This is a genomic window from Anaerostipes sp., from assembly GCF_018381315.1.
Classification (GTDB): domain Bacteria; phylum Bacillota; class Clostridia; order Lachnospirales; family Lachnospiraceae; genus Anaerostipes.
In genome coordinates, this window is sequence record NZ_JAGZSD010000002.1 from 231,461 (window position 1) to 257,002 (window position 25,542).

A 25,542-nucleotide genomic window follows, 5' to 3' on the forward strand; every position below is an offset into this window, starting at 1 on the left:
ATGGAAATGCCGGTATATCTTATATGGGGATTTTTAGAGAGCGGGAAAACTTCCTTTATTAAAGATACTTTGAGCCAGGAGTATTTTGCAGACGGGGAACGCACAATGATTCTTTCATTTGAAGAAGGTGAGGAAGAATACGGGAAAGATTTTCTGGAGGAAAGCAATTCCTTTGTTATAGAGGTAGACGACATAGATGAGTTCTCTCCGTCTTTTGTGGAAAACTGTGAAAAAAATTATCATCCGGACCGTATTATGATTGAATATAACGGCATGTACCAGATTGAGGACGTTATGGATGTGATCGATGAGACAGATTTGGAACTGTATCAGATCATTGTTATGGTGGACGCATCCACTGCACAGCTGTATATGAAAAATATGCGTTCCCTGATGGTAGAAATGTTTAAGATGGCTGACATGGTTATTTTCAACCGCTGCACTGATGAGACCAATGCATCTTCCTACAGGAGAAGCATCAAAGCTGTCAACCGGAGGGCGCAGGTAGGCTTTGAACGGGCAGACGGAAAAGAATTTGAGATGAACGAGATGCTTCCGTATGATCCGGAAGCAGAGGTTATAAAAGTGCAGGAGGAAGATTTCGGGATCTGGTATATCGACGTTTTGGAACGTCCAAATGTTTATCTGGGGAACGTTGTGGAGCTTTCCAATGTGTTTGTCAGAAGACCTCAGGGGATTCCTGCCGGACTGATTCTGCCGGGGCGTTCTGCCATGACCTGCTGTGAGGATGATATCACATTTATCGGTTTCATCTGCAAAATGCAGCATGTAAAATCCTCCACAATAAAAAAGGTCAGGGACGGTTCATGGGCCACGCTGACTGCAAAGATCGGCATGGAGAATCATGAAGCTTACGGCGGAGAGCGCGGGCCGGTGCTGCAGGCTCTGCGCATTGAACAGGGAGTACAGCCAAAAGATAAACTGATCTACTTTTAAACAGAAACATACAGGATATGGAGACAAACGTTGAGGAATTGGCCTGAACGTTTGTCTTTATTTTTTTCTGGGCAGGATGATGTCCAACACAAGGTTTTTTTGCCACAGTTCCTTTCATTTTCTTTATACTTAAAATTGTTCAAAAAGCTGAAGAGATAAAAACAGGAGGAACTGGAATGAAAAGAAAAAGTGTATGGCTGCTGGTTATTATCTTTGCCGCTGTCTTATGGTCTAAAGGAGGAAATTGGTTTAAAGAGGATATGCACATCCTGGATCATATTTCAAGGGAGGCATCAAACCTCAGACAAGTATCAAACCACAAGATTTACAGTGACTTTGCAGTGCTGGCAGAGAGGAACACCGGAAAGATTTTAATCAATAAGCAGGGAGAAGAAAAGCTGTATCCGGCATCTTTAACAAAGCTTATGACGGTTTTGGTTGCCGTGGAATCAGTTTCAAATGACAACAGGGAAATTGTAATGACAGATGATGTTTTTAATAATTTAACACAAATGCATGCTTCTATGGCAGGTTTTCTGCCTGGCGAAAAAGTAAAAATTAGAGATCTTTATTACGGTGCCATGCTGCCGTCAGGAGCAGAGTGCTGTATCCGGCTGGCAAAGTATTTGTCAGGCAGTGAGGATAAGTTTGCTGTGCTTATGAATAAAAAAGCGAAGGAAATCGGAATGGAGCATACCAATTTTGTAAATTCAACGGGCCTTCATAATCCGGCCCATGTTACAACAGCCAGGGATCTGGAGATTCTTCTCCGCTATGCACTGAAAAATCCCAAATTCAGAAAGGTTTTTCAAACGATGCAGTACAGGACCGGAGCCACTGCAAAGCATCCGGAAGGTCTTCTTCTCCGCAGTACCCTGACCGAGTATAAAAACCAGCTGGAGCCAAAGGACGGAAGTTTCCTGGGCGGAAAGACCGGATATACAAAGGAAGCGGGACTCTGTCTGGCAAGCTGGGTGAAAATACGGGGAAAAGAGTATATTTTGGTGACGGCAGGTGCCGGAGGAAATCATCAGACCAAGCCTTTTCATGTGCTTGACGCAGAATCTATATATCAGGAATTATAGGAAGTCTAAACGGATATTCCTCTGCATACACTGTAAAAACAGAGAATGCAGGGGATTTTTATGAAAGAGTATATTGAAGAACGCGCGGTAGAAGTCGGCAATTATATTGTAGATAAAAAAGCTACAGTCAGACAAACTGCCAAGGTGTTCGGAATCTCTAAATCTACCGTACATAAAGATGTGACAGAACGGTTGGAGAAGATCAACCAGTCCCTGGCCAGAAGAGCCAGAGAGGTATTGGATCTCAACAAATCGGAACGTCATATACGGGGCGGCTTGGCGACCCGTGGAAAATACGAGAAGATTAAAAAAGATACAAAAGCAATTCAGGGGTGAATTGCTTTTGTATCTTTATGGGTCACCGGCCGGCGTTGGCATTTCCCGCCTGGTTATGTAACAGCTGTTCATTGTATTTCAGCAGAGAGGATATAGGTTTGGACAATGTCAGGTACTGTCTTGTATGGCACCTGAGAGAAGATGTCTTCTGAGCGTAAAGCTTCTGGGGAGAAAAGAAATCAGAGCCTTCAAACGGTGTCCTCTTAATGGAAATATCAATCACAATGTCTAAAAACCGATTCTGGTGAAAGATCTTTCTGGTGCACTCCTTTTTATAGGTTGGATGAAGCTTATTGATCGTGAACTGGAAATACAGAGAATTCATCGCCGGCTCATCACTTTCCAGCAGAAAATGATAATCACCGTTTAATATCTTCTGTACTTCATCCTGGGTCAGAGAAAACTTCGTCTTATTGGCCACATGTCCGCTGGTCTGATTCTGTATGAAGAAAAAGTTTGTATGATCTTCTTCGTAGATATAATAGCGGATATTGGGTTCCTTTTCCACCCCTTCAAACATCAGTACTCTTACCGGCATGCTGATCATGTACTTCTCAGGGGATGCAGACAGCAGATATTCTTCCTGGATCTTTTCGTATTCTGCCTGGCTTATGTTCTTGTTCACTTCAGTATAAGAAAGCTTTTCTACTAATATTTTACCCATATTAACTCCAATACGCAGTTTTGGTTTATTGTTTCCTATCAATATACTAGTGATATTATATCAAATCGTGCCTATAAAATCATGACTTATTTCTAAAAAAAGTCTTAAATTTGCGTGGATTTTCATTGTTCCCTATGTTAAGATTACCAAAAAGGAGGAGCTATGGATTTATTTGATTATGCAAGACAGAAAAACAGCAGGAAAGAAGCTCCGCTGGCCGGGAGAATGCGGCCGGAATCCCTTGATGAAGTCGTGGGACAGGAGCATATTATAGGAAAGGACAAGCTTCTTTACCGGGCAATCCAGGCTGATAAACTCAGTTCTATTATTTTTTACGGACCGCCGGGTACGGGGAAGACAACGCTGGCAAGAGTGATTGCCCATACAACCCAGGCCAATTTTGTTCAGATGAATGCCACCACATCCGGCAAGAAAGAAATGCAGGAGGCAGTGAAGGAGGCCAAGGAAGCTCTGGGGATGTTCCAGAAGAAAACTATCCTGTTTATCGACGAGATTCACAGGTTTAATAAGGCACAGCAGGATTATCTGCTGCCTTTTGTGGAGGACGGAACGATTATTTTGATCGGTGCGACTACAGAAAATCCGTATTTTGAGGTGAATCAGGCTTTGATTTCCCGGTCCAATGTCTTTGAACTTAAGTCTCTGGAGGCGGAGGATATCAAGAAACTGCTCATAAGAGCCGTGACGGATGACGAAAAGGGCATGGGAATCTACGGGGCAAAGATTACAGATGAAGCTTTGGATTTTCTGTCGGATATGGCGGAGGGAGATGCCAGAAGTGCACTCAATGCCATTGAGCTTGGAATTCTCACTACACAGCCGGGAGAAGACGGAGCTATCGAGATCGGCATTGATGTGGCCCAGGAATGTATCCAGAAGCGGGTTATGCGGTATGACAAAGGCGGAGACAACCACTACGATATTATCTCGGCATTTATCAAAAGTATGAGAGGATCAGATCCTGATGCGGCAGTTTATTATCTGGCCCGGATGATCGATGCAGGAGAGAGCGTTACGTTTATTGCCCGCAGAATCATGATCTGCGCATCCGAGGATGTAGGAAATGCAGATCCCCAGGCGTTGCAGGTAGCAGTGGCGGCATCCCAGGCCGTGGAACGGATCGGACTTCCGGAAGCCCGGATTATTCTGGCTCAGGCAGTGACCTATGTGGCAGGTGCGCCTAAGAGCAATGCAGCTTATATGGCTGTAGACAAAGCGCTGAACGCCGTGAGACAGAAAAAGAACGGGATGGTTCCCAACCATCTGAGAGATTCCCACTACAAAGGGGCATCAAAACTGGGAAGAGGCATCGGGTACCAGTATGCTCATGATTACCCGGGACATTATGTAAAACAGCAGTATCTGCCGGACGAGCTTTCAGGGACAGTGTTTTATGAACCTACAGAAAATGGATATGAGAAATACATCAAAAAGTACTTAGACGGTTTAAGGGAGGAATAAATCATGGAAAATTTACAGGACGGATACCTGCTGAGCAACGGGGTCAAGATTCCCTGTATCGGATTCGGGACATGGAAGTCCCCGGATGATACAGTCTGCGAGAGTGTAAAAATGGCCATTCAGGCAGGCTACCGTCATATTGACGGGGCAGCAGCTTACGCCAATGAGGCAGGAGTGGGAAAAGGGATCCGGGAGAGCGGGGTGCCGAGAGAAGAGCTGTTTATTACAAGCAAGCTGCCCAACGCAGATCATGGATATGAATCAGCCAAAACATCTTTTGAAAGGACTCTCAGCCAGATGGGTCTAGAATATCTGGATCTCTATCTGATCCACTGGCCGGTTGTCATTGAACATAAAGACGATTATGAGCAGGACATATTAGACACATGGAGAGCTTTTGAAGACCTCTATAAAGCTGGTAAGATCAGAGCCATCGGTGTGAGCAATTTTATGATTGAGCATCTGGAGATTTTAAGGAAACATGCAGAGATCATGCCCATGGTCAACCAGGTGCAGCTTCACCCGCAGCATCCCCAGGAGGAAATGACAGCCTACTGTAAGGAAAACGGCATCGTGGCAGAGGCCTGGAGCCCGCTGATTCAGGGACAGGCATTTAAAAGGGAATTGTTAAAGAAGATGGCCCAAAAGTATGATCGGACCATTGCACAGATCTGCATCAGATGGATCATGCAGAAAGGGGTGGTACCGCTTCCGAAGGCGTCGAACATGGAGAGGATCAAAGGCAATGCCGATGTATTTGACTTTGAAATATCCAAGGAAGATATGGAGGAGATCGCCACACTCAGATCTTATGGCATGATCGGGGATGAGCCAAACATCCCGAGAACAAAACAAGTCGTCGGATTTTAAAAGACAGAGGGTTCTTCCGGAAATTAAGAAGTACCCTCTGTCTTTATTTTTGTCCTTTTTTATAAAGGAAAATAAGCACCCACAGCAGCAGCGGATAAAAAAACATCAGTGCCAGCATGCCAAAAAATGCCCGGTTTCCGGTAAATGCACAAAACAGAGTGAGGCCTATTACCAGAAGGATGGAAAGAATGACAAGAATGGAAAGAATTCGTTTTGTTGTCTGTTTCATAGAGATATCCTTTCCAGAGCCAGGTCTTTTAAATGATCCAGGTCAGCGGCATCAAGTCCATGCTGTATGAGATGGGATCCAAGGTCAAATTTCTCAAAACATTGAAGGAGCTGTTCTATGGTTTCGGCGTCTGAGCGCAGCATCGGCAGCATTGCCTGATAATCGGGCAGACCAGCAGCAGCCTTGTTGATACCCTGTTCGTTGTAGGTGAAGGAAACCTGGTAGTCTGCAATGATATCCTCTCTGGCCGCACCAAGAAGAGTTAAGAGGACAGCAGCAAGGACACCTGTCCGGTCTTTTCCCGCGGTACAGTGAAATAAGACTCCGCCTTTTTCCAGACATTGAATGACGGTTTTTACTGCAGCTGCAAGCAGATCAGGGCTGTCAGACAGAATTTTCTGATATCCGTCAGCCAGGCTTTTTGTGAAGGCCTTGGATGCAGATTCTGCGGCATTTGAGAAATCAATCTCATCCTCCTGAAGAGGGCAGTGGAAATACTCCATAGTCTGCGGTATCTGATCTTTCATCAGAAGTGTCTCAGATTTGCTTCGAAGGTCAATAACAGAAACAATTCCGCAGTTTTCAAGCTTCGACCACTCATCCGGAGTGAGGAAAGCCAGACAGTCGCCGCGGTACAGACGGTTCCAGCGGATAAGGGAACCATCCATTGTTTCAAGTCCGCCCAAATCCCTGATATTAAATGCATGGTTTAAACAGATTCTTTTTAATGGTATAAAATTCAATTGATAACCTCCTGCACAATATAGTTGCTGCTTCTATTTTAATGGGAAGCAGAAGAAGATACAAGAGGTGTTTTAGATTTCTATACCTTATCGTGCGGAGCACGCTCATCCGAAGGATATAAAATGCGGTGTGCCCTGTGGGTATGACATTTTGACCGGTTCTCCGGCTTGCTGTCTCAGGAATGTAAGATTTTCTAACTTTCAGCCAAGCTTCTCCGGCGGCCCGTTCGGAACTCGCTTACGCTCAAACAGCCTCAAAAAACTAACATCCCTTCGAATGCAAGGCCTCCGAACTGGTCAAAATGGACGTAATGTCTGCTGGAGAAGGGCAGCCATAAAACAGAAGGTTTCTTTTAGAGATAAGTTTTTCTTCACTGTCGGAAGGAGGCCTTTCCAGAGCCGACTGGAGATAGTGAAGAAAAACTCATACATAAAAAAACATGCAGAAAGCTCTGTAACCCAAAGCTTCCTGCATGTCAAGGGGAGGATAAGTAATCTAATCTGTCGATTAGACATTAACAGTATGTCCTCTGTAATTTTTTTTATTCACAGATTGAAAAATTTTATTAAATTTGTTATAGTATCATAAGTATCACGAAAGCAATAAAATCAATTAAAGGATGGATAAATCATGGGATTACTACAGGAATGGCGTGACTACGCATATAAGTTTGACGACCGTACAAAGGAAGGACAGCAGTTCTGGCTTTCTTATTTCGGCATTGAAAAAGAAATTTATGTAAAATTATTATCTGATAAAGACTCTGTAGAAAAAGGAACTGTAAAAGAGCTGGCTGAAAAGTTTGAGACAGAACTCCAGTTTTTCGTAGGATTCCTGGATGGGATCAATGACAGTCTGAAGACTCCGAATCCAATCGAAGAGATGGAAGAGGATACAGAGGTATCTTTGGATATTGATTTTGAAAAGCTCTACTATAACATGGTAGCATGCCGCGCAGAATGGCTGTATGAGCTGGAGCAGTGGGATGATATCCTGCCGGAGGAAAGAAGGAAAGAGTTATACAAGGAACAAAAGTCATCCACAACGGTCGTTAAAGGTGAAAAGATCGGAAGAAATGATCCTTGTCCCTGCGGAAGCGGTAAGAAATATAAAAAGTGCTGTGGAAGAAATGCATAAGAGATTATAACGCCGGAAAAGTTGTCAATCAAGATTGGCAGCTTTTTGTTTTAGGAAGGTAAAAATATGAAAAAGAGAGAAGATCATATCGCCTGGAGAAAGCTGGACAATACGGCACAGCTGTTTCCGGTCATTGCAAACAAGGAGATCAGCCATGTCTACCGTATTTCGGCCACGCTGAAAGAGGAAATTAGGCCTGAGCTCCTTCAGAGAGCGCTGGAGGATATTCTGCCCTGGTTTGATGTGTTCAGGGTTCGTCTTCGGAGAGGATTTTTCTGGTTTTATTTTGAAGAAAACAAAAACAGGCCGGAGGTGGAAGATGAGACAGAGTATCCATGCCGTTATATAGATCCCCATGGGAGAAGAAAGTTCTTGTTTCGAGTTTCCTATTACCGCAGACGGATCAATCTGGAAGTTTTCCATGCTGTCTCAGACGGTATGGGTGCAGTTACTTTTTTGAAAGAGCTGACTTACCGTTATATAGATCTCTGCAGAAGCCGGGGTGTCCATAAGGTAAAAAAATATGTTCCTAGTGAGGAATGTATTCTTGATCAGGAAGACAGTTATATAAAGCACTACAGGAAGAAAAAGGGAAAGAGCTACAGTACAAAAAAGGCATACCAGATCAAAGGCAGAAAGCTGTACGGAGCTGCAATCAGCGTCATTCACGGATACGTCAGCATCGGAGATTTGAAGAAGGTATGCAGAAAGTATGGCGTCAGTGTTACCAAGTATCTGACAGCAGTGATGATCTACAGCATCTATGAGGAATACATGAATAAGCAGAAAGAGGAAAATCCTGTCTGCATCAATCTGCCGGTAAATCTGCGGGCATTTTTTGACTCCAGTACAACAAGCAATTTTTTTGCAGTGACCATGATCGAGTTTTTATCGAAGGGAGACGGCCACACGTTTCAGGAGATACTTTCTGAAGTCAGCCGGCAGATGGATGAAAAGATCACAAAGGAAAAGATCGAGGACGTGCTGGCGTATAATGTATCAGCAGAGAAGAACCGGCTCATCCGGGTGCTTCCTTTATTTATGAAGAATCTGGGGCTCAGCTATACATTCAGGCGTTCCAGTAAATCGGCCACCACAACCTTATCCAATCTGGGCCAGATAAAAGTGCTGAAAGAGTACGAGGCGGAGATAGAGAAGTTCCATGTAATGATGGGGGTATTTAAGACCCAGGAGATTAAATGTGCCATGTTAAGCTATCAGGATCAGGCGGTCATTACTTTTACATCTGTATTTCAGGAAAGCTATCTGCAGAAAGCGTTTTTCAGGAATCTGACCAGAGAAGGAATCAAAGTATCGATAGAAAGCAATGGGGTAATCAATGAAAAGGTGTAAAAGCTGCCAGGTGGAAGTCCTGGATAATACAATGACATGCCCGCTCTGCAACAGAGTACTCAGTGACGACGGGAAAGAGTTCCGGCCGGAGAGAATGTACCCTGACCCGGAAGAAGACAGAGAGAGGCTGTACGGAATTAAAAATATATTTTTTATACTGCTCGGTATGATCGCAGTGCTGATGGGAATCATTAATTATATTACATATAATGGATTTTTATGGTCTGTGATTGTCATGGCAAGTATTTTATATCTGATGATGACTGTATCTTACTCTATCGTAAACAGGAGAAATCTTGCTGCCAAGATTGTTGTGGAAGTGATCGGCGGAGGCATCCTTGTATTTGTTATTGACTATGTCATCGGATATGAGGGATGGTCTGTGGCTTACGTGATTCCGGGGCTGATCCTGACAGCGGATCTGGCCATGGTAGTCCTGGTTCTGGTCAACAGAAAGACGTGGTACAGTTATCTTATGTATCTGATATTTATTGCAGCATTGAGTCTGATACCGGTTATTTTGTATCTGTTCGGACTTTTTGAGCAGCCGCTGGTGGCATTGATCTCCTGCGGAATTTCTGTGCTGACTGTTTTTATTATTCTTGCAGCGGGAAATAAAAAAGGGAAAAATGAGCTGGCCAGAAGATTTCACACCTGATATGGAAGGAGCATACAATGAAACGAGCAAGTTTACGCGGACAGATGGCGGTTCAATGCATCAGAGGACTTACAGCAACACCCAGGGGCAGGTCCTATGCAACAGGAATGGGACATCAGAATCCGGATGAATACCAGTGGAGATGCCCCAGAGGATATACAAATGAAAAGCTTTCAGGGGGAGAGTTCCGGATGGAATTTCTTTCACCGAAGCAAGACAGGAATGACACGGCAGTGCTGCAGCTTCACGGCGGCGGATATATCGGTACTCTGAGAAATGCTTACCGCAGGGCAGCTGTTCAGTATTCTGTCTGCAGCGGGGGAGGAAGTGTGCTATCTCCTGATTACAGAGTTGTGCCGGAGCATCCGTTTCCTGCTGCATTGGAAGATGCGGTTTCTGCTTACCGCTGGCTTCTGGGTCAGCAGGGATATGATCCGAAAAAGATTGTTGTGGCAGGAGATTCTGCAGGAGGGGGCCTTGCGCTGGCTCTTGGGCTGTACCTGAAGGACCATGGTCTTCCTATGCCCGGAGGTTTTATACTGATGTCTCCATGGACCGATTTGACTTTAAGCGGAGAGAGCCTTAAGTATAACTATGGAAGAGATCCCCTGTTCGGCAGATCCAAAGCAACGATGATATACAATTCTTTATATCCGGGAGACCATGATGTGAGGAATCCATATATTTCTCCGCTGTTCGGAGATTTTCACGGGTTTCCTCCCATGCTCTTTCAGGCGGGCGGCAGGGAAGTGCTGCTGGATGACACTTTGAGAGCGGCCAGGAAGGCAAAAGAAAGCGGGGTTTCTGTGAGAAACAGTATTTATCCTGACATGTTCCATGTGTTCCAGCTGGCAATGGGGCTGTTTCCTGAGAGCAAAGCCGCATGGAGAGAGATCCGGGCATACTTCAAAAAGACCCTGGGCAAATAGTCCGGCAAAGAGATCACGAAATATTCACAAATCAGTTCTTGTATTTTAAATTGCACTGTGCTATGATAGCGATTAGTCAACTAATGATTAGACAACTAATTTATCTTGAAAGGAGAAATCATGTATGAAGATGACGGCATTTATCATTTGCTGCTGAAGATAAACCATAAAAATTTTGCAATCGGGTTTGCCTATTTAAAAGAGGCCGATCTCCATCCGGGGCAAATGCCGCTGATTACCAGTCTTTATAAAAGAGAAGGGGTGACCCAGAAGGAAATTGCAGATAAATTGGGGATTAAGCCTTCTACCATTAATGTGATGATCCGCAGGCTTGAGAAGAAAGAGTTTGTCATCAGAAAGCAGGACCCGGAAGATCAGAGAAGGAGCCTTGTGTATCTCACGGTACACGGACGCCGGATTTACGAAAAAATCTCCGGAGCTGCCGTTGAAATCAAAGATGAAGTTATGAAGACCTTTACGGAAGAGGAGAAGGATGAACTGTTCCGTCTGCTCACAAAATTTTATGAGGGGCTGGAGAAGTTAGTTGATTTGGAAATGGGAACTTGTAAATGTAAGGAATAGTCGTAGAAAGGAGACAACATGCTGAAAATATTCCGATATTTAAAAAAAGCATATATCCCAATTGCATGTATTGTTCTGCTTTTATGTGTGCAGGTCAGCTGTGAACTGACGATCCCGACCTATACGTCCGATATCGTCAACGTCGGAATCCAGCAGGGCGGAATTGAGGATGCAGTTCCTGACGCCATGCGTGAAGAGACAATGCAGGCACTGAACGGAATGATGAAACAAAAGGATGCAAAGAAAGTTAAGGATGCCTATGAGCTGTACACCAAAGATCAGGTGAAGAACTCAGATTATGACTCCTATAAAAAAGGCCGCCTCTATGTGAAAAAGAACATCAGCAAAAAGGAGAGGGAGGAACTTGATAAGATCCTGTCCAAACCAATGTTGATGCTGGAAATGAAAATGATGCAGCAGAGCGGACAGAGCAGTAAAGAAAGTGCAAAGATGGCTCAGAAATTTAAAGGCAAGAGCATTGATGACATGCCGGACAGTATTATCAGCCAGGCAGCCATTTCCTTTGTAAAAGCTGAGTATAAAGCCATGGGACTGGATCTGGACCAGATTCAGACCAATTACATGTTAAAGACCGGAGCAATCATGGTAGGGCTTGCACTGCTGGCTATGGCTGTGGCAGTAACTGTTGTGCTTTTATCAGCAAAGCTTGCAGCCAGACTGAGCCGTATCCTGAGAGACCATATTTTCAAAAAGGTCATGGATTTTACAAACTCAGAGTTTGATAAATTTTCTACAGCCTCTTTGATTACCAGAAGTACAAATGACATTCAGCAGATTCAGATGTTCGTGACCATGATGTTCCGTATCGTGGTATTTGCGCCTCTGATGGGTCTTGGAGGTATTTATAAAGTACTGAAGACTAATGTAAACATGACTTGGACCATTGCTATCGGAGTTGTGGCAATCATGACCGTAATCTTAGTACTGTTTACAGTAGCAATGCCGAAATTCAAATCTTTACAAAAGCTGATTGACAGGCTGAATCTGGTTTCCAGAGAGATTCTGACAGGACTCCCGGTTATCCGTGCATTCAGTACAGAAAAGCATGAAGAAGAAAGATTTGATAATGCCAATAAGAACCTTATGAAGACCAACCTGTTTGTCAACAGAGCCATGACGTTTATGATGCCGCTGATGATGCTGATTATGAACGGCCTTACAGTACTGATCGTCTATGTGGGAGCTGACAATATTGATATGGGAAGAATGCAGGTAGGAGATCTGATGGCATTCATCCAGTATGCAATGCAGATTATTATGTCCTTCTTGTTCATATCCATGGTGTCTATTATGATGCCGAGGGCTCAGGTTGCTGCAGAGCGTGTCAATGAGATTCTGGACACCGAAGTGATGATCAAAGACCCGGAACAGCCAAAAGAATTTTTAAGAGAGAAAAAGGGAGTAGTGGAATTTGATCATGTGACGTTCCGCTATCCTGATGCAGACGAGGACATTCTCCACGATATCAGTTTTACAGCGCCTTCCGGCAAGACCACAGCGTTTATCGGAAGCACCGGAAGCGGAAAATCTACATTGATCAATCTGATTCCAAGGTTTTTTGATGTGACAGAGGGAAGGATTCTCATAGACGGAGTGGATATCCGCGATGTAAAACAGTCAGACCTGAGAGACAGACTTGGATATGTACCGCAGAAAGGTGTCTTGTTCTCCGGAACCATTGATTCTAATCTGCGCTATGGAAAAGAAGATGCAACAGAAGAACAGGTGAAAAAAGCGGCAAGGATTGCCCAGGCCACAGACTTCATTGAAGAGAAGAAAGAGGGATACGAGGCACCGATTGCCCAGGGAGGATCCAATGTTTCCGGAGGACAGAAGCAGAGGCTTTCTATCGCCAGGGCCATTGCAAAAGATCCGGAAATTTACATTTTTGATGACAGCTTTTCAGCACTTGATTATAAAACAGATGTAACTCTCCGGCAGGCACTTGGCAGAGAAACTGCAGGCAGTACGACGTTGATCGTAGCGCAGAGAATCAGCACCATCCTGCACGCAGATCAGATTGTTGTTTTAGACGAAGGCCGTGTTGTCGGAACAGGTACTCACGAAGAATTGCTGGAATCATGTCCGGTCTACTTACAGATTGCAAAATCCCAGTTATCAGAAGATGATTTTGCAAAAGCGAGGGAGGTGTCAGAACATGAGTAATGAGGCAAAAAGACCAGTAAGAAGAATGGGGCATGGCCCCATACAGGGCGGCGGTGAAAAAGCAAAAGACTTCAAAGGGACGATCAAAAAGCTTTTAAAGTACATGAAACGTTATTACGGAGCTGTCGCTTTTGTTATATTATTTGCCATAGCCAGTACCGTGTTTAATATTGTGGGGCCTACCATTTTGGGAAATGCCACAACGGAAATTTTTAATGGCCTGGTAAAAAAAGTCCAGGGAACCGGAAGTATAGATTTCAGCAAAATCAGGAGTATTCTGATAATGCTTCTCGGACTGTACCTGACATCTGCGGCTTTTTCATTCCTGCAGGGACTGATTATGACCCATGTGTCAAACAATACTACCTACCAGATGAGAAAAGATATTTCTGAGAAGATTCACAGAATGCCGATGAAATATTTTGAGAGCAGAACCTTTGGGGAAGTATTGTCAAGGATTACAAATGATGTGGATACTCTTGGACAGAGTTTGAATCAGAGTATGACACAGATTATCACTTCCGTGGCTACAATCATCGGAGTGTTTGTGATGATGATACGGATCAGTATCCCGATGACCATCGCAGTTGTTCTGATCCTCCCGCTGTCTTTTCTGCTGATCGGAGCGATTATGAAAAAATCCCAGCCTTATTTCCAGGCACAGCAGGCACTGCTGGGAGAAGTCAACGGCCAGGTGGAAGAGATCTACAGCGGACACAACATTGTAAAAGTGTTTAATAAAGAAAAAAGTGTTGTGGAAGAGTTTGAAAAAGTCAACGGAAAATTATATAATTCTGCATGGAGGTCCCAGTTCTTTTCAGGAGCGATGATGCCTCTGATGCAGTTTGTGGGCAACTTAGGGTATGTGGTTGTGGCAATTCTGGGCGGATTTCTGGCGATTAAGAATACCATTGAAGTCGGACAGATCCAGTCTTTCATCCAGTATGTGAGAAACTTTACCCAGCCTATCACTCAGCTGGCCCAGGTCGGCAATATGATGCAGACCACAGCAGCTTCGGCAGAGCGTGTCTTTGAATTCCTGGAAGAGGAAGAAGAAGAGGAAGTAACAGAAAATCCTGTGGATGTGGCTTCGCTGGAAGGAAATGTATCCTTTGAGAATGTATCCTTTGGATACAATAAAAACCAGACCATTATCCATGACTTCTCTGTAGAAGTGAAGGAAGGGCAGAAGATCGCCATTGTAGGTCCTACCGGTGCAGGAAAAACTACGCTGATCAAGCTTTTGATGAGATTTTATGATGTGAACGGCGGATCTATTAAGATAGACGGACACGATGTGAGAGATTTCAAAAGAAGTGACATCAGGCAGATGTTCGGCATGGTACTGCAGGATACATGGCTTTACAATGCCTCCGTCCGTGACAATATACGGTACGGAAAGCTGGACGCCAGTGAAGAAGAGATCCAGGGAGCGGCCAGAGCTGCATTTGCCCATCATTTTATCGAGACACAGCCGAAAGGTTATGATATGATAATAAATGAGGAGAGCAATAATATTTCCCAGGGACAGAAACAGCTTCTGACCATTGCAAGAGCGATTCTGGCAGATCCGAAGATCCTGATCCTGGATGAAGCCACCAGCTCTGTCGATACAAGGACAGAGGAGCGGATTCAGAAGGCTATGGATAACCTTATGGAAGGCAGGACCAGCTTTGTCATCGCCCATCGTCTTTCAACAATTAAAGATGCTGATGTGATCCTCGTTATGAATCACGGGGACATCGTAGAACAGGGGAATCATGAGCAGCTGCTTGCCAAAGGCGGCTTCTATGCGAACCTTTATAACAGTCAGTTTGAAACAGCAGACTAGAAGGGATACAATACCTTCCGGTCCTGAAGGCCTCCGGTACCGCCGGTGCATTTTGCACCGGCGTGCCAGAGGCTAAATTGCATTTATCACAAGGAGGGAATCATGGTACGTTTAGCATGTATAGGAACGAACTTTATCACAGATTGGCTGATGGAGGGAGTCCGGGAATTGGATGAGATCGAGCTTACAGCGGTCTATTCAAGGACTATGGAAAAAGGAAAAGAGTTTGCGGCCAAATACGGGGTGGACAAGGTATATGACAGCTATGAGGAGCTGGCAAAGGACCCTGAGATCGATGCGGTCTATGTGGCAAGTCCCACATACTGCCATTTTAAACACACAATGATGATGCTGAATCATAAAAAGCATGTTCTGTGTGAGAAACCGGTGGCATCAAACCTGACAGAACTGGAACTGATGATCCAGGCAGCCAGAGATAATCAGGTGGTATTTATGGAGGCGATGAAATCTGTACATACACCGGGATTCAAAGCAATGATGGAACATCTTCCAAAGCTGGGCGCCGTACGCCGTGCAACGATTCAATACTGCCAGTATTCTTCCCGCTATGATAATTTTAAGAACGGGATTATAGAAAATGCATTTAAGCCGGAGCTTTCCAATGGTGCGGTCATGGACATCGGAGTATACTGCGTTCATTTTCTGGCAGCGCTGTTTGGAATGCCTGAGAAAATATTGGCAGATGCAGTATTTTTGGAAAATGGTGCAGACGGAGCGGGATCTATCATTGCATCTTATGGGGATAAGCAGGCGGAAGTTATCTATTCAAAGATTACAAATTCCAAGCTGCCAACTCAAATCCAGGGGGAAAAGGGCTGCATGATTATTTCCGAGTGCCCGAACCCAATGCAGATCAGGATACTTTACAATGACGGAACAGAAGAAGTTCTGGAGTTTGAAAGCCGTTCCAACCCGATGATTTATGAGACAAAGACATTTATAAACCTGATTGAGGCAAAGCAGACAGATCATCCATATCTGGAGGCTTCTGTTATGGAGATGAAGATCATAGATGAGGTCAGACGGCAGACTGGAATTGTGTTTCCGGCAGACAAAATCAGAGAACAGTAAAGGAGCAGATTTTTATGAAGAAAAAACTGATTGCAGGAGGGCTGGTTTTCGTAATGTTCGCACTTTCTGCATGCCAGACTGCAAAAAAACAGGAAAAAACAGAAAAAGCAAAAACGACGGCCCAGACGTCCACAGAGGCAGAGGTGTTAAGCAAATATAAAGAGATTAAGATCAATGGGGCAAAGAAGACCGTTCAGATCGGGGAACCATCCAAGGGAGAGACGGTTGCCATTGTGAAGGTAAAGGGCTATGGGACAATGAAGTTCAAGTTTTTCCTGAAGGATTCTCCTTTGGCAGTGAAAAACTTTTTAACTCTGGCATCCAACGGCTATTATGACGGGATTATTTTTCACAGGGTTATCAAAGACTTTATGATCCAGGGAGGAGATCCTACAGGAACAGGAAAAGGCGGATCAAGCATCTGGGGAAAAGAGTTTAAGAATGAGACTTCAGATACGCTGATTCCGGTAAGAGGTGCCTTATGTATGGCAAATGCGGGACCGGATACCAACGGAAGCCAGTTTTTTGTAGTACAGAACCGTGAGGTTACCGATGATATGCTGGATTCTTCACCTGTGGAACTGACAGAAAGCCAGAGAAAGCTGTTTAAGGATCAGGGCGGATATCCGTCCTTAACCGGGGATTATACAGTATTCGGGCAGTTATATGACGGATATGATGTCCTGGATAAGATTGCACAGGCCCAGACAGTCTCAGATGCAAAGGCTGAAAATAAGCCGAAAAAAGATATTGTCATTGAAAAGATTACAGTAAAGAATTACTAGAACACCGCCGGGAGGGACAGATGCTTACCATCGGACTGGATCATACAAAAAAAGAACCGCTGTACAGGCAGATTTATGCCTATATCCGGGATGAAATACGAAGCGGGGCTCTGCCCTGCGGATCAAAGCTTCCGTCTACCAGAAGGCTGGCAAAGCACATGGATTTAAGCCGGAATACCATTGATCTGGCATATGGACAGCTCACTGCAGAAGGCTATATCGAAGCCAAGCCCAAACGGGGATATTTTGTCTGCCAGGTGGAAGACCTGGCTTCACTGGATATTCCAGTGGAGACGGAAGACGAAGAACCGGCAGCGGAAGAAGAAACAGCTCCATATGATTTCTCGCCGGTGGGAGTTGACATGTCCCTGTTTCCTTATAATGTGTGGAGGAAACTGCTCAGGGAAGTTATGATGGACGATAACAGTGAGCTATTTCAAAAGGGAGAAAATCAAGGCGATATGGAACTGCGCCGTGCCATAATGTATTACCTGAGACAGTCCCGGGGTGTCCACGTATCTGCCGGCCAGATTATCATAGGCGCAGGCATTGAGAATCTATTATTTCTTCTGAGACTGACCCTGGGCAAAGATCAGGTGATGGCTATGGAAAATCCGGCATATCTGAATGCATACCGCACGATCCGGGAACTGGGCTTCAGGATTCTTCCGGTCAATATGGATGAGGAGGGGCTGAAGGTTTCGGAATTGGAGCAAAGCGGAGCGGATCTTGTATATGTAACGCCGGCCCACCAGTACCCTACCGGTGTGGTGCTTCCAATAGGAAGAAGGAGCCGGCTGATGAAATGGGCCAGGGAAAAAGAAGGACGGTATATTATCGAGGATGACTATGACAGCGAATTCCGGTATTACGGCAAACCGATTCCTGCTCTGCAGGGAATCGACGAGAGCGGAAAAGTCATTTACCTCGGAACCTTTTCAAAAGCTATTGCCCCGGCTATCAGGATCGGATATATGGTGCTGCCCAAAAGCCTGATTGCTGCTTATAAGAAAACAGCAGGAAATTTTTCCTGTGCCGTATCGAGGATCGACCAGAGAGTGCTGACCTATTTTTTGTCAGAGGGTCATTTTGAACGGCACCAGAACAGGATGAGAAATGTATATAAAGAAAAACACGATCTGCTGATCCAGAAGCTTAAGGAAATTGACAGCCGGATCACAGTATATGGGGCAGGGGCAGGACTTCATGTACGCGTGGACTTTCAGATCAGGGATACAGAGTGGTTTGAAGAAGAGCTGCTGAAAAGAGGAGTGAAAATTTATCCTCTTTCGATGTATTACATTGAGGGCTGTCCCAAAGAAGAGCAGTACATTTTAGGCTTTACGAAAATGCAGAAAGAAGATATGATAAAAGGGCTGGAGGCCGTCCGGGAAGTATACGGACTGGCCAAAAGACGTCCGGTGTGAGTTTTTATTTGCAGAGCACAGCATCTTTAGCCGGCATTACGTCTATTTGACAAAGAAATGAGGTACAATAAATGTCTGAAGAAATAAATGATACAGAATTAGAAGAAAAAGAGGTCCCCGCAGAGACTCCGGAGGATAAGGATGACCTGCACAATGTGGAGCATTACTGTTATTTATGCCGCAGGCCGGAATCCGTTACAGGAAAGATGATTACGCTGCCTAAGGATATCCATATTTGTGTTGACTGTATGCAGAGGACTATGGACAGCATGGGAAACGGGCAGTTCAGTTTTATCGATGCTTCCAACATGGATCTGAACAATATGGACCTGACACGTCTGATGGAAAATATGCAGGAGCCGCCGCAGCAGGCAGTAAAAAAGAAAGAGAAAAAGAAAAAAAAGAAAGAAAAAAAGGAGTTAGACCTTAGGGAAATTCCGGCACCACACAAGATCAAAGCTATGCTGGATGAGTATGTTATCGGGCAGGATTATGCAAAAAAGGTTATGTCTGTGGCAGTCTACAACCATTATAAGCGTGTGGTGACCAACACTATGGAAGAGATTGAGATTGACAAATCCAACATGCTGATGGTCGGGCCTACAGGCTCCGGAAAGACATATCTGGTCAAGACATTGGCCAGGCTTCTTGAAGTGCCGCTTGCCATCACAGATGCCACCTCCCTGACAGAAGCAGGCTATATCGGTGACGATGTGGAGAGCGTACTGTCCAAGCTTCTGCAGGCTGCAGACAATGACGTGGATGAGGCAGAGCATGGCATCATCTTCATTGATGAGATTGATAAGATTGCGAAGAAGCAGAATACCAACAGCCGTGATGTCAGCGGTGAATCAGTGCAGCAGGGGCTTCTCAAGCTTTTAGAGGGTGCAGAAGTAGAAGTGCCGGTAGGTGCTACCAACAAAAATGCCATGGTGCCGATGACAACCATCAATACAAAGAATATTTTGTTTATCTGCGGCGGGGCTTTCCCGGATCTGGATGACATTATTAAAAAACGTCTGATGAAGCAGACATCCATCGGTTTCCATGCAGACCTGAAGGATAAGTTTGATAAAGATGAGAATATTCTGTCCAGGGTTACTGTGGACGATCTGAGAGAGTACGGCATGATTCCTGAATTTTTGGGAAGGCTGCCTATGGTGTTCACCTTGGAAGGACTCTCAAAGGAGATGCTGGTTCGCATCTTAAAAGAACCGAAAAATGCCATTTTAAAGCAGTATCAGAAGCTTTTGGAGCTGGATGAGGTAGAGCTGGTCTTCGATGACAGCGCGCTGGAAGCCATCGCCGAGAAAGCCTTGGAAAAGAAAACCGGCGCCCGTGCACTGAGGGCGATCATTGAGAAATTTATGCTGGATATTATGTTTGAGATTCCAAAAGATGATACGATCGGAAGAGTGATTATCAACAGGGATTATATTCAGAATCATGGTACGCCGGTGATCGAACTGCGGGGACAATAAAGATAAAAAGCCGGATCAAAGGATCTGGCTTTTTATTACATAGAAAATTCCTTCCGAATCCTCTATGTAATGAAGAACCCCCTCAAAGAGTGATGGATCAGCAGATAAGAGAATCATATTTTATGGAGGATTGTGTATGAATGAATTGAAGTATCTGAAAGAGTTATCCAAGCAGTATCCGAATATTTCTGCAGCTTCTGCAGAAATTATTAATCTGCAGGCTATCTTAAATCTGCCCAAAGGGACAGAGCATTTCGTCTCTGATCTGCACGGAGAGTATGAGAAATTCAGCCATATATTGAGAAATGGTTCAGGGGCGATCCGCGGTAAGATTGATGACCAGTTCGGCAATATTTTGAGTATGAAAGAGAAAAAGAATCTGGCTTCTGTCATCTATTATCCGGAACAGAAGATGGACCTGATGGAGGAAGAATTGACAGAAGAAGAGCTGGATTCCTGGTACCGGACGACTCTGATCCGTCTGATTTTAATGGCAAAGCTGGCTGCCAGCAAATATACAAGATCGAAGGTAAGAAAAGCGATGCCCCCGGTGTTTGCCTACATTATGGAGGAATTAATCACGGAGCATGGGATGCTGGACAAAGAGGAATATTTTGACCAGATCATAGAGACCATAGTGAAGACAGGCCAGGTCAGGGAATTGATCGCAGCTTTAGGACACCTGATCCAGAGACTTACCATTGACCATCTCCATGTGATCGGGGATATCTACGACAGAGGACCGGGAGCGCACCGTATTATGGACTGCCTCATGGACTATCATTCTCTGGATATTCAGTGGGGGAACCATGACATTCTCTGGATGGGAGCAGCGGCCGGACACGGAGCGTGCATCGCCAATGTAGTCAGGATCAGCGCAAGATATAATAATCTGGATACGCTGGAAAACGGATACGGGATCAATCTGATTCCTCTGGCCCGGTTTGCTTTGGACTGCTACAAAGATGACCAGTGTGATCTGTTCAGGGTTTCCGGGGATGTGCAGGAAGAGGATGTAAGAGAGCTGGATCTTAATAAAAAAATGCACAAGGCCATCGCTGTGATTCAGTTTAAGCTGGAAGGTCAGCTGATTAAGAGAAGACCTGACTTTTGTATGGATGATCGGCTTCTTTTGGATAAAATTGATTATGACAAGGGGACGATTTGTATCCAGGAGACGGACTATCCTCTGAAAGACACACATTTTCCGACCATAGATCCTGAGAATCCGTACCAGCTTACCAAAGAAGAAGAGTATGTCATGGAACATTTGGTCACTTCCTTCAAATACTGTGCCCATCTGCAGGAGCATGTGCGGTTTCTTTTCTCAAAGGGGAGTATGTATCTTACCTACAATGACATGGTGCTTTACCATGGCTGTGTCCCGCTGAACGCTGACGGCAGTTTCCGGCAGGTAAAAGTCAACGGAAAAAAGTATGCGGGCAAAGCCCTCTATGATGTGCTGGAGCACTATGTCCGCCAGGGATATTTTGAGCAGGAAAATTCCCCAAAGAGAAAATATGGTCAGGACATTATGTGGTACATATGGTCTAATGAAAATTCGCCGGTATATGGAAAAGACAAGATGGCAACGTTTGAACGCTATTTTGTTGATGACGCAGATCTGAAGAAGGAGACAAAGGATTATTATTATCATCTGATTGAGGAAGAAGCAGTTTTATACCAGATACTGGAGGAGTTTGACGCAGACGGAATGAAAGGACATGTCGTCAATGGCCATATGCCTGTAGCAGTAAAAGACGGCGAGAGCCCTATCAAATGCAAAGGCAAGCTGTTCATCATAGACGGAGGCTTTTCAAAAGCCTACCAGAAGAAAACGGGAATTGCAGGTTATACGCTGGTTTCCAATTCCTATGGAATCAAACTGGTAGCCCATGAACCTTTTAAGTCGAGAGATGCTGTTATCAGGGAAGAGACAGATATTCATTCAGATACGGTTCTGTCTAAAAAAGTGATTCGAAGAAAAAGGGTCGGAGATACGGACAATGGAAAGCGGATCAAAGAAAGCATCAAAGATCTGGGCTGTCTTGTGACGGCATATCGAAAAGGTGAAATTTCAGAGAGAATATAAGGAGCAGACACATGAAAAAGATATATTATCAGGCACCGACAGCAGCCGTTATAGGGGATGTGGAATTAGGAGACGGAGTTTCTGTCTGGTTTTCCTCTGTAGTCAGGGGAGACGAAAACAGTATCCGGATCGGAAGAGAGACAAATATTCAGGAGAACTGTACGGTTCACGTAGAGGAAGGACATCCGGTCCTTGTCGGAGAACGGGTAACCGTAGGACACAATACCATTCTTCATGGCTGCACCATAGGGGATGAGTCCATGATCGGCATGGGAAGCATTATCATGAACGGGGCTTTGATAGGCAGACACTGTTTTATCGGGGCAGGAAGCCTGGTGACGGAAGGGACAGTGATACCGGACGGAAGTCTTGCATTCGGGCGTCCTGCAAAGGTTGTCCGCCCTGTGTCAGAAGAAGAAATCCGGCATATCAAAGAGAGCAGCCGGTACTATGTGGAAACCGCGCAAAATCATCTGATAGAGAAAAAGACACATAATCCCAAATAAATATTCATATTTATGTAGCAGAATGATTTTTGGGGGACGTTTATGCCGAATGATTGCGTTGGTGTAGCAGTCGATGAGAATTACCACGATTTTATATCCGGATTCAGGACCAGTACGGAGGAACTCCGGGATTTCTATAAAACAGACTGTATTACACAGGTTAATTTCCAGTATGCGATTGTTTATGTCAATCGGAAGGAAGCAATTTCTTCTCCGATTGATGATTTTTCGGGGAATGCGATTCCCAGGTGCTACGGTCTTATGGACACCCAGGTGCTGGAGGAAACCGGAGCAGCGCAGGTTAGACGTTCCGGGCTTGAACTGACCGGGCAGGGAGTTCTGGCGGCTGTCATAGACACAGGGATTGATTATACGAATCCGGTCTTTCAGCTGGGAAACCGGACGACAAAGATACAGTATATCTGGGACCAGACCATACAGGGAGAGAATCCTCCGGAGCCATATGGATATGGAACCGAATATACGAAAGAACAGATTGATAATGCACTGCAGACAGAAAACCCCCGGGAGAGTGTTCCAAGCGAGGATACATCGGGTCATGGTACGTTTCTTGCGGGCATGATTGCCGGCAATGAGGTGCAGGAGGAAAATTTTTCAGGTATTGCCCCGGCAGCACAGCTGGTAGTTGTCAAACTTAAACAGGCAAAAAATTACCTGAAGGAATACTATTGTATTGAGCCCTCCAGGGAGGTGTATGCAGAACCGGATATCATGCTGGCCATCCGTTATGTACTGGAGAAAGCAGATGACCTTTCCATGCCGCTTGTTATTTATCTGGGGCTTGGTACCAATCTTTCATCCCATACCGGGACCTCCCCTTTGGCCAGACAGATTTCTTCACTGGCCTCTCAGCCGGGAATTGCAGTTGTAGTGTGCGGAGGAAATGAAGGGCAGGCAAAGCATCACTACGCGGGAAATCTGACCGACGGGGAAGTTGCAGCAGAGATCAGGGTCGGTCCCAATGAATATGGGTTTACAGCAGAACTATGGGGATTCCAGCCGAATCAGTTTTTTGTGGATATTGAGTCGCCTTCAGGCCAAAGAACAGGAACGATCTCGGGAGGCTATAAGGGAAGAAGAGACATTACGTTTCTTCTGGAAAATACAAGTCTGGCAGTAGATTATTTTACGATTGACCTGTCAACAGGATCACCGTTTATCCGAATGAGATTCAGGTCTCCGGCAGAAGGAGTCTGGAAGATTTATGTGACGGATGAAAATGTAGGGAACAGAGAATTTGATATGTGGCTTCCTATCCGAAATTTTATATCAGATGAGACCTATTTTTTGGAATCCACGCCTTATAATACGCTGACAGCTCCCGGAAATGCGGCTCCTGTGATGACGCCGTCCACCTATAATCAGAGCAACAACAGCTTTTACATTGAGAGCGGCCGCGGATTTCCGAGAACCATGACGGTTCAGCCGGACTTTGCGGCACCTGGAGTGAATGTCATCGGAGTTCTGCCCAGAGGAAGATTCGGCTTGAAAACAGGGGCCAGCATCTCAGGTGCTGTGGTTGCAGGACTTGCAGCTCTTATGATGGAGTGGGGATCAGTAAGGGGGAATGATTTGATTCTCAATACTCTGAGAATGAAAAATTATTTGATCCGCGGAGCCAGACGGGACCCGGACAGAACGTATCCTAACAGAGAGTGGGGATTCGGAGCGGTAGATATTTATCAGACTTTTTTAAGAATCCGTTAAACGGCTGGGAAGGCAATTTTGCAGGAATACTGCTGTTTTGTCTTCCTTTTTTTGCCATTGTGTTTCCGGGATAATTAATTTATAGTAACAATCAGTACACATAGGAGTTATAAAGAACATGGAGAGAGAAAATATCTATGAAAAACTGTGTCCTTTCGTCGAGAGGGCAAAGGGCGGGGATGAACAGGCTTTTGAGCACCTGTACCATGCTACATATGAGATGACACGGGTTTTTGTTACAAATTTTTGCAACAATTACAGCGAAGTGGATGATGTTATACAGGAAATCTATCTGGAAGTCTATCGTTTTCTGCCGTCTTTAAAGGACAATATGGCTTTTTATGCATGGCACAGGCAGATTGTTTACCACTGCTGCCTGAAATACGTCCGCCGGCAGAAGGAAACCAGCATCGGCGATGAAAAGGTAGAGCATATTAAGAACCTGCTGGATCAGAGTGAACAGCCTCAGGATATTGTTCTGAAAGATGAAAAAAAACATATATTACATGAGTGTATTCAGAGACTTCCTGAGAAACAGAGAGCAGCCATTATTTTAAATGTGCTGCAGCAGCTGAAGATGAAAGAGGTCGGAGAGATACTCGGATGCAATGAGAATGCAGTAAAAAATCTTCTTTACCACGGAAGAAAAAATCTGAAAAAGCAGGTTGAGTCACTTCCGGCAGAAGACAGAGAAGCTTTGGGGCTCAGAAGTTTTGGATTCTTTTCTCTGTATCCGGTACTGCGCAGTTCACTGGCAGGTATGGGGAAAACAGATTCAGCGAAACATCTTCTTTTGGCAAAGAAAATACTGGCTGGAACTTTAGCAGTTACCGGGGCCGGAGCTGCGGGCATGATACTGATGAAAGACAAACCTCTGCCGTCCCGTAATTTTGTGTCTGTGCAGACCCCGGAAGTCAAGCTGGAAGCTGAGGTATTAAAAGGAATCAAGATTCCTAAACCAAAACCTGTACAAAAGAAAAGAATCAATCCGGTATATATGAAGGTGCTGAAGGAAGACAAAAAGCTAAAACGGCTGACAGCACATGTGCAGGGAGATGTAGATTACCGGAATACCTACATAGAAACAGAGAATGGGAACCGGATCTTTATGACAGGATATGATCCTGAAAACCAGGTCATATATTTTCCTGTCCAGAAAAAAAACTTTATCCTGCATTTGACTGATACAGAAGGAAAGCAGCGGATTTACAGGCTTACAAGAATGAAAAAATAAGAAACTTTTTAGTTTCTTATTTTTTTGTATAAATTCTAACCTTTAGAGAGGGGACTGGTCCTTAAAGACATTACGATAAAACTGCCTGACATAGAAGATATTATAGAAAACTCAGAAGGGGGAAAAGAATCATGCAGAAAAAGAAAATCTGGA

The 25,542-nt window shown here is 44.7% G+C and carries 23 protein-coding genes; 20 read left to right on the forward strand and 3 right to left on the reverse strand.

Annotated features, from left to right (window positions below; all coding sequences use genetic code 11):
* The 3 genes from KH180_RS02365 to spoIIID all read left to right on the forward strand — a co-directional run bounded on the left by KH180_RS02365 (window position 1) and on the right by spoIIID (window position 2,378).
* Window positions 1-957, forward strand: coding sequence for a TIGR03943 family putative permease subunit (locus KH180_RS02365; RefSeq protein ID WP_290755994.1), 957 nt, complete (start codon window positions 1-3; stop codon window positions 955-957).
* A 176-nt stretch (window positions 958-1,133) separates the two neighbouring features.
* Window positions 1,134-2,042 (forward strand): D-alanyl-D-alanine carboxypeptidase family protein, encoded by a 909-nt coding sequence (locus tag KH180_RS02370; RefSeq protein ID WP_290755995.1) that lies wholly within the window; start codon window positions 1,134-1,136, stop codon window positions 2,040-2,042.
* Between the two features lie 60 nt (window positions 2,043-2,102).
* Entirely contained in the window at window positions 2,103-2,378 is a 276-nt protein-coding gene (gene spoIIID, locus KH180_RS02375; RefSeq protein WP_290755996.1) for a sporulation transcriptional regulator SpoIIID, read from the forward strand.
* A gap of 22 nt (window positions 2,379-2,400) precedes the next feature.
* Here spoIIID and KH180_RS02380 read toward each other — a convergent pair whose 3' ends face one another.
* Complete coding sequence (locus KH180_RS02380; RefSeq protein ID WP_290755998.1) at window positions 2,401-3,042, reverse strand: VTC domain-containing protein; 642 nt, start codon at window positions 3,040-3,042, stop codon at window positions 2,401-2,403.
* 162 nt (window positions 3,043-3,204) lie between these two features.
* Between KH180_RS02380 and KH180_RS02385 the strand changes: the two genes are divergently transcribed.
* Both KH180_RS02385 and KH180_RS02390 read left to right on the forward strand, forming a co-directional pair.
* On the forward strand, window positions 3,205-4,524 hold the full coding sequence (locus KH180_RS02385) for a replication-associated recombination protein A (RefSeq protein ID WP_290756000.1): 1,320 nt from the start codon (window positions 3,205-3,207) through the stop codon (window positions 4,522-4,524).
* A gap of 3 nt (window positions 4,525-4,527) precedes the next feature.
* A complete protein-coding gene (locus tag KH180_RS02390; protein ID WP_290756002.1) occupies window positions 4,528-5,394 on the forward strand; it encodes an aldo/keto reductase in 867 nt (288 codons plus the stop codon).
* 43 nt (window positions 5,395-5,437) lie between these two features.
* Here the strand turns inward: KH180_RS02390 and KH180_RS02395 are convergent, their stop codons facing one another.
* Both KH180_RS02395 and KH180_RS02400 read right to left on the reverse strand, forming a co-directional pair.
* The gene (locus tag KH180_RS02395) at window positions 5,438-5,623 is read right to left on the reverse strand and encodes a hypothetical protein (RefSeq protein ID WP_290756004.1); all 186 of its coding nucleotides are present in this window, start codon (window positions 5,621-5,623) and stop codon (window positions 5,438-5,440) included.
* Window positions 5,620-6,366 carry a tyrosine-protein phosphatase gene (locus tag KH180_RS02400; RefSeq protein WP_290756006.1) on the reverse strand — a complete coding sequence of 249 codons (747 nt, stop codon included), beginning with the start codon at window positions 6,364-6,366 and terminating at the stop codon, window positions 5,620-5,622. Before KH180_RS02400 ends, KH180_RS02395 begins: the two co-directional genes overlap by 4 nt.
* Before the next feature lie 631 nt (window positions 6,367-6,997).
* On the opposite strand from KH180_RS02400, the gene KH180_RS02405 reads away from it, so the two are divergent.
* From KH180_RS02405 to KH180_RS02475, 15 genes are all read left to right on the forward strand, one after another.
* Complete coding sequence (locus KH180_RS02405) at window positions 6,998-7,504, forward strand: SEC-C metal-binding domain-containing protein (protein WP_290756008.1); 507 nt, start codon at window positions 6,998-7,000, stop codon at window positions 7,502-7,504.
* 66 nt (window positions 7,505-7,570) lie between these two features.
* Window positions 7,571-8,857: a hypothetical protein gene (locus tag KH180_RS02410; protein WP_290756010.1), complete on the forward strand. Its 1,287-nt coding sequence runs from the start codon at window positions 7,571-7,573 to the stop codon at window positions 8,855-8,857.
* A complete protein-coding gene (locus KH180_RS02415) occupies window positions 8,844-9,515 on the forward strand; it encodes a DUF6320 domain-containing protein (RefSeq protein ID WP_290756012.1) in 672 nt (223 codons plus the stop codon). The genes KH180_RS02410 and KH180_RS02415 overlap by 14 nt, the downstream gene beginning before the upstream one ends.
* A 17-nt stretch (window positions 9,516-9,532) precedes the next feature.
* Entirely contained in the window at window positions 9,533-10,444 is a 912-nt protein-coding gene (locus KH180_RS02420) for an alpha/beta hydrolase (RefSeq protein ID WP_290756014.1), read from the forward strand.
* 120 nt (window positions 10,445-10,564) lie between these two features.
* Window positions 10,565-11,026, forward strand: coding sequence for a MarR family winged helix-turn-helix transcriptional regulator (locus KH180_RS02425; RefSeq protein ID WP_290756016.1), 462 nt, complete (start codon window positions 10,565-10,567; stop codon window positions 11,024-11,026).
* 18 nt (window positions 11,027-11,044) lie between these two features.
* Window positions 11,045-13,213 (forward strand): ABC transporter ATP-binding protein, encoded by a 2,169-nt coding sequence (locus KH180_RS02430; protein ID WP_290756018.1) that lies wholly within the window; start codon window positions 11,045-11,047, stop codon window positions 13,211-13,213.
* Window positions 13,206-15,044 carry an ABC transporter ATP-binding protein gene (locus KH180_RS02435; RefSeq protein ID WP_290756020.1) on the forward strand — a complete coding sequence of 613 codons (1,839 nt, stop codon included), beginning with the start codon at window positions 13,206-13,208 and terminating at the stop codon, window positions 15,042-15,044. Before KH180_RS02430 ends, KH180_RS02435 begins: the two co-directional genes overlap by 8 nt.
* A 102-nt stretch (window positions 15,045-15,146) precedes the next feature.
* The gene (locus KH180_RS02440; RefSeq protein ID WP_290756021.1) at window positions 15,147-16,136 is read left to right on the forward strand and encodes a Gfo/Idh/MocA family protein; all 990 of its coding nucleotides are present in this window, start codon (window positions 15,147-15,149) and stop codon (window positions 16,134-16,136) included.
* A gap of 14 nt (window positions 16,137-16,150) precedes the next feature.
* Window positions 16,151-16,921 carry a peptidylprolyl isomerase gene (locus KH180_RS02445; RefSeq protein WP_290756023.1) on the forward strand — a complete coding sequence of 257 codons (771 nt, stop codon included), beginning with the start codon at window positions 16,151-16,153 and terminating at the stop codon, window positions 16,919-16,921.
* A gap of 20 nt (window positions 16,922-16,941) precedes the next feature.
* On the forward strand, window positions 16,942-18,348 hold the full coding sequence (pdxR, locus tag KH180_RS02450; RefSeq protein WP_290756024.1) for a MocR-like pyridoxine biosynthesis transcription factor PdxR: 1,407 nt from the start codon (window positions 16,942-16,944) through the stop codon (window positions 18,346-18,348).
* Between the two features lie 71 nt (window positions 18,349-18,419).
* Window positions 18,420-19,829: an ATP-dependent Clp protease ATP-binding subunit ClpX gene (gene clpX, locus KH180_RS02455; RefSeq protein ID WP_290756025.1), complete on the forward strand. Its 1,410-nt coding sequence runs from the start codon at window positions 18,420-18,422 to the stop codon at window positions 19,827-19,829.
* A 136-nt stretch (window positions 19,830-19,965) separates the two neighbouring features.
* A complete protein-coding gene (locus KH180_RS02460) occupies window positions 19,966-21,921 on the forward strand; it encodes a fructose-1,6-bisphosphatase (protein ID WP_290756027.1) in 1,956 nt (651 codons plus the stop codon).
* 11 nt (window positions 21,922-21,932) lie between these two features.
* Window positions 21,933-22,427 (forward strand): gamma carbonic anhydrase family protein, encoded by a 495-nt coding sequence (locus KH180_RS02465; protein ID WP_290756029.1) that lies wholly within the window; start codon window positions 21,933-21,935, stop codon window positions 22,425-22,427.
* A 42-nt stretch (window positions 22,428-22,469) separates the two neighbouring features.
* Complete coding sequence (locus KH180_RS02470) at window positions 22,470-24,155, forward strand: S8 family peptidase (RefSeq protein ID WP_290756031.1); 1,686 nt, start codon at window positions 22,470-22,472, stop codon at window positions 24,153-24,155.
* 118 nt (window positions 24,156-24,273) lie between these two features.
* On the forward strand, window positions 24,274-25,389 hold the full coding sequence (locus tag KH180_RS02475; RefSeq protein WP_290756033.1) for an RNA polymerase sigma factor: 1,116 nt from the start codon (window positions 24,274-24,276) through the stop codon (window positions 25,387-25,389).
* Window positions 25,390-25,542: the final 153 nt, after the last annotated feature.

Excerpts from the sequence above, each read along its gene's own strand:
- KH180_RS02365 (WP_290755994.1), top strand. The coding sequence starts at position 1 with ATGGAAATGCCGGTATATCTTATATGGGGATTTTTAGAGAGCGGGAAA.
- KH180_RS02370 (WP_290755995.1), top strand. The coding sequence starts at position 1,134 with ATGAAAAGAAAAAGTGTATGGCTGCTGGTTATTATCTTTGCCGCTGTC.
- spoIIID (WP_290755996.1), top strand. The coding sequence starts at position 2,103 with ATGAAAGAGTATATTGAAGAACGCGCGGTAGAAGTCGGCAATTATATT.
- KH180_RS02380 (WP_290755998.1), bottom strand. The coding sequence starts at position 3,042 with ATGGGTAAAATATTAGTAGAAAAGCTTTCTTATACTGAAGTGAACAAG.
- KH180_RS02385 (WP_290756000.1), top strand. The coding sequence starts at position 3,205 with ATGGATTTATTTGATTATGCAAGACAGAAAAACAGCAGGAAAGAAGCT.
- KH180_RS02390 (WP_290756002.1), top strand. The coding sequence starts at position 4,528 with ATGGAAAATTTACAGGACGGATACCTGCTGAGCAACGGGGTCAAGATT.
- KH180_RS02395 (WP_290756004.1), bottom strand. The coding sequence starts at position 5,623 with ATGAAACAGACAACAAAACGAATTCTTTCCATTCTTGTCATTCTTTCC.
- KH180_RS02405 (WP_290756008.1), top strand. The coding sequence starts at position 6,998 with ATGGGATTACTACAGGAATGGCGTGACTACGCATATAAGTTTGACGAC.
- KH180_RS02410 (WP_290756010.1), top strand. The coding sequence starts at position 7,571 with ATGAAAAAGAGAGAAGATCATATCGCCTGGAGAAAGCTGGACAATACG.
- KH180_RS02415 (WP_290756012.1), top strand. The coding sequence starts at position 8,844 with ATGAAAAGGTGTAAAAGCTGCCAGGTGGAAGTCCTGGATAATACAATG.
- KH180_RS02420 (WP_290756014.1), top strand. The coding sequence starts at position 9,533 with ATGAAACGAGCAAGTTTACGCGGACAGATGGCGGTTCAATGCATCAGA.
- KH180_RS02425 (WP_290756016.1), top strand. The coding sequence starts at position 10,565 with ATGTATGAAGATGACGGCATTTATCATTTGCTGCTGAAGATAAACCAT.
- KH180_RS02430 (WP_290756018.1), top strand. The coding sequence starts at position 11,045 with ATGCTGAAAATATTCCGATATTTAAAAAAAGCATATATCCCAATTGCA.
- KH180_RS02435 (WP_290756020.1), top strand. The coding sequence starts at position 13,206 with ATGAGTAATGAGGCAAAAAGACCAGTAAGAAGAATGGGGCATGGCCCC.
- KH180_RS02440 (WP_290756021.1), top strand. The coding sequence starts at position 15,147 with ATGGTACGTTTAGCATGTATAGGAACGAACTTTATCACAGATTGGCTG.
- KH180_RS02445 (WP_290756023.1), top strand. The coding sequence starts at position 16,151 with ATGAAGAAAAAACTGATTGCAGGAGGGCTGGTTTTCGTAATGTTCGCA.
- pdxR (WP_290756024.1), top strand. The coding sequence starts at position 16,942 with ATGCTTACCATCGGACTGGATCATACAAAAAAAGAACCGCTGTACAGG.
- clpX (WP_290756025.1), top strand. The coding sequence starts at position 18,420 with ATGTCTGAAGAAATAAATGATACAGAATTAGAAGAAAAAGAGGTCCCC.
- KH180_RS02460 (WP_290756027.1), top strand. The coding sequence starts at position 19,966 with ATGAATGAATTGAAGTATCTGAAAGAGTTATCCAAGCAGTATCCGAAT.
- KH180_RS02465 (WP_290756029.1), top strand. The coding sequence starts at position 21,933 with ATGAAAAAGATATATTATCAGGCACCGACAGCAGCCGTTATAGGGGAT.
- KH180_RS02470 (WP_290756031.1), top strand. The coding sequence starts at position 22,470 with ATGCCGAATGATTGCGTTGGTGTAGCAGTCGATGAGAATTACCACGAT.
- KH180_RS02475 (WP_290756033.1), top strand. The coding sequence starts at position 24,274 with ATGGAGAGAGAAAATATCTATGAAAAACTGTGTCCTTTCGTCGAGAGG.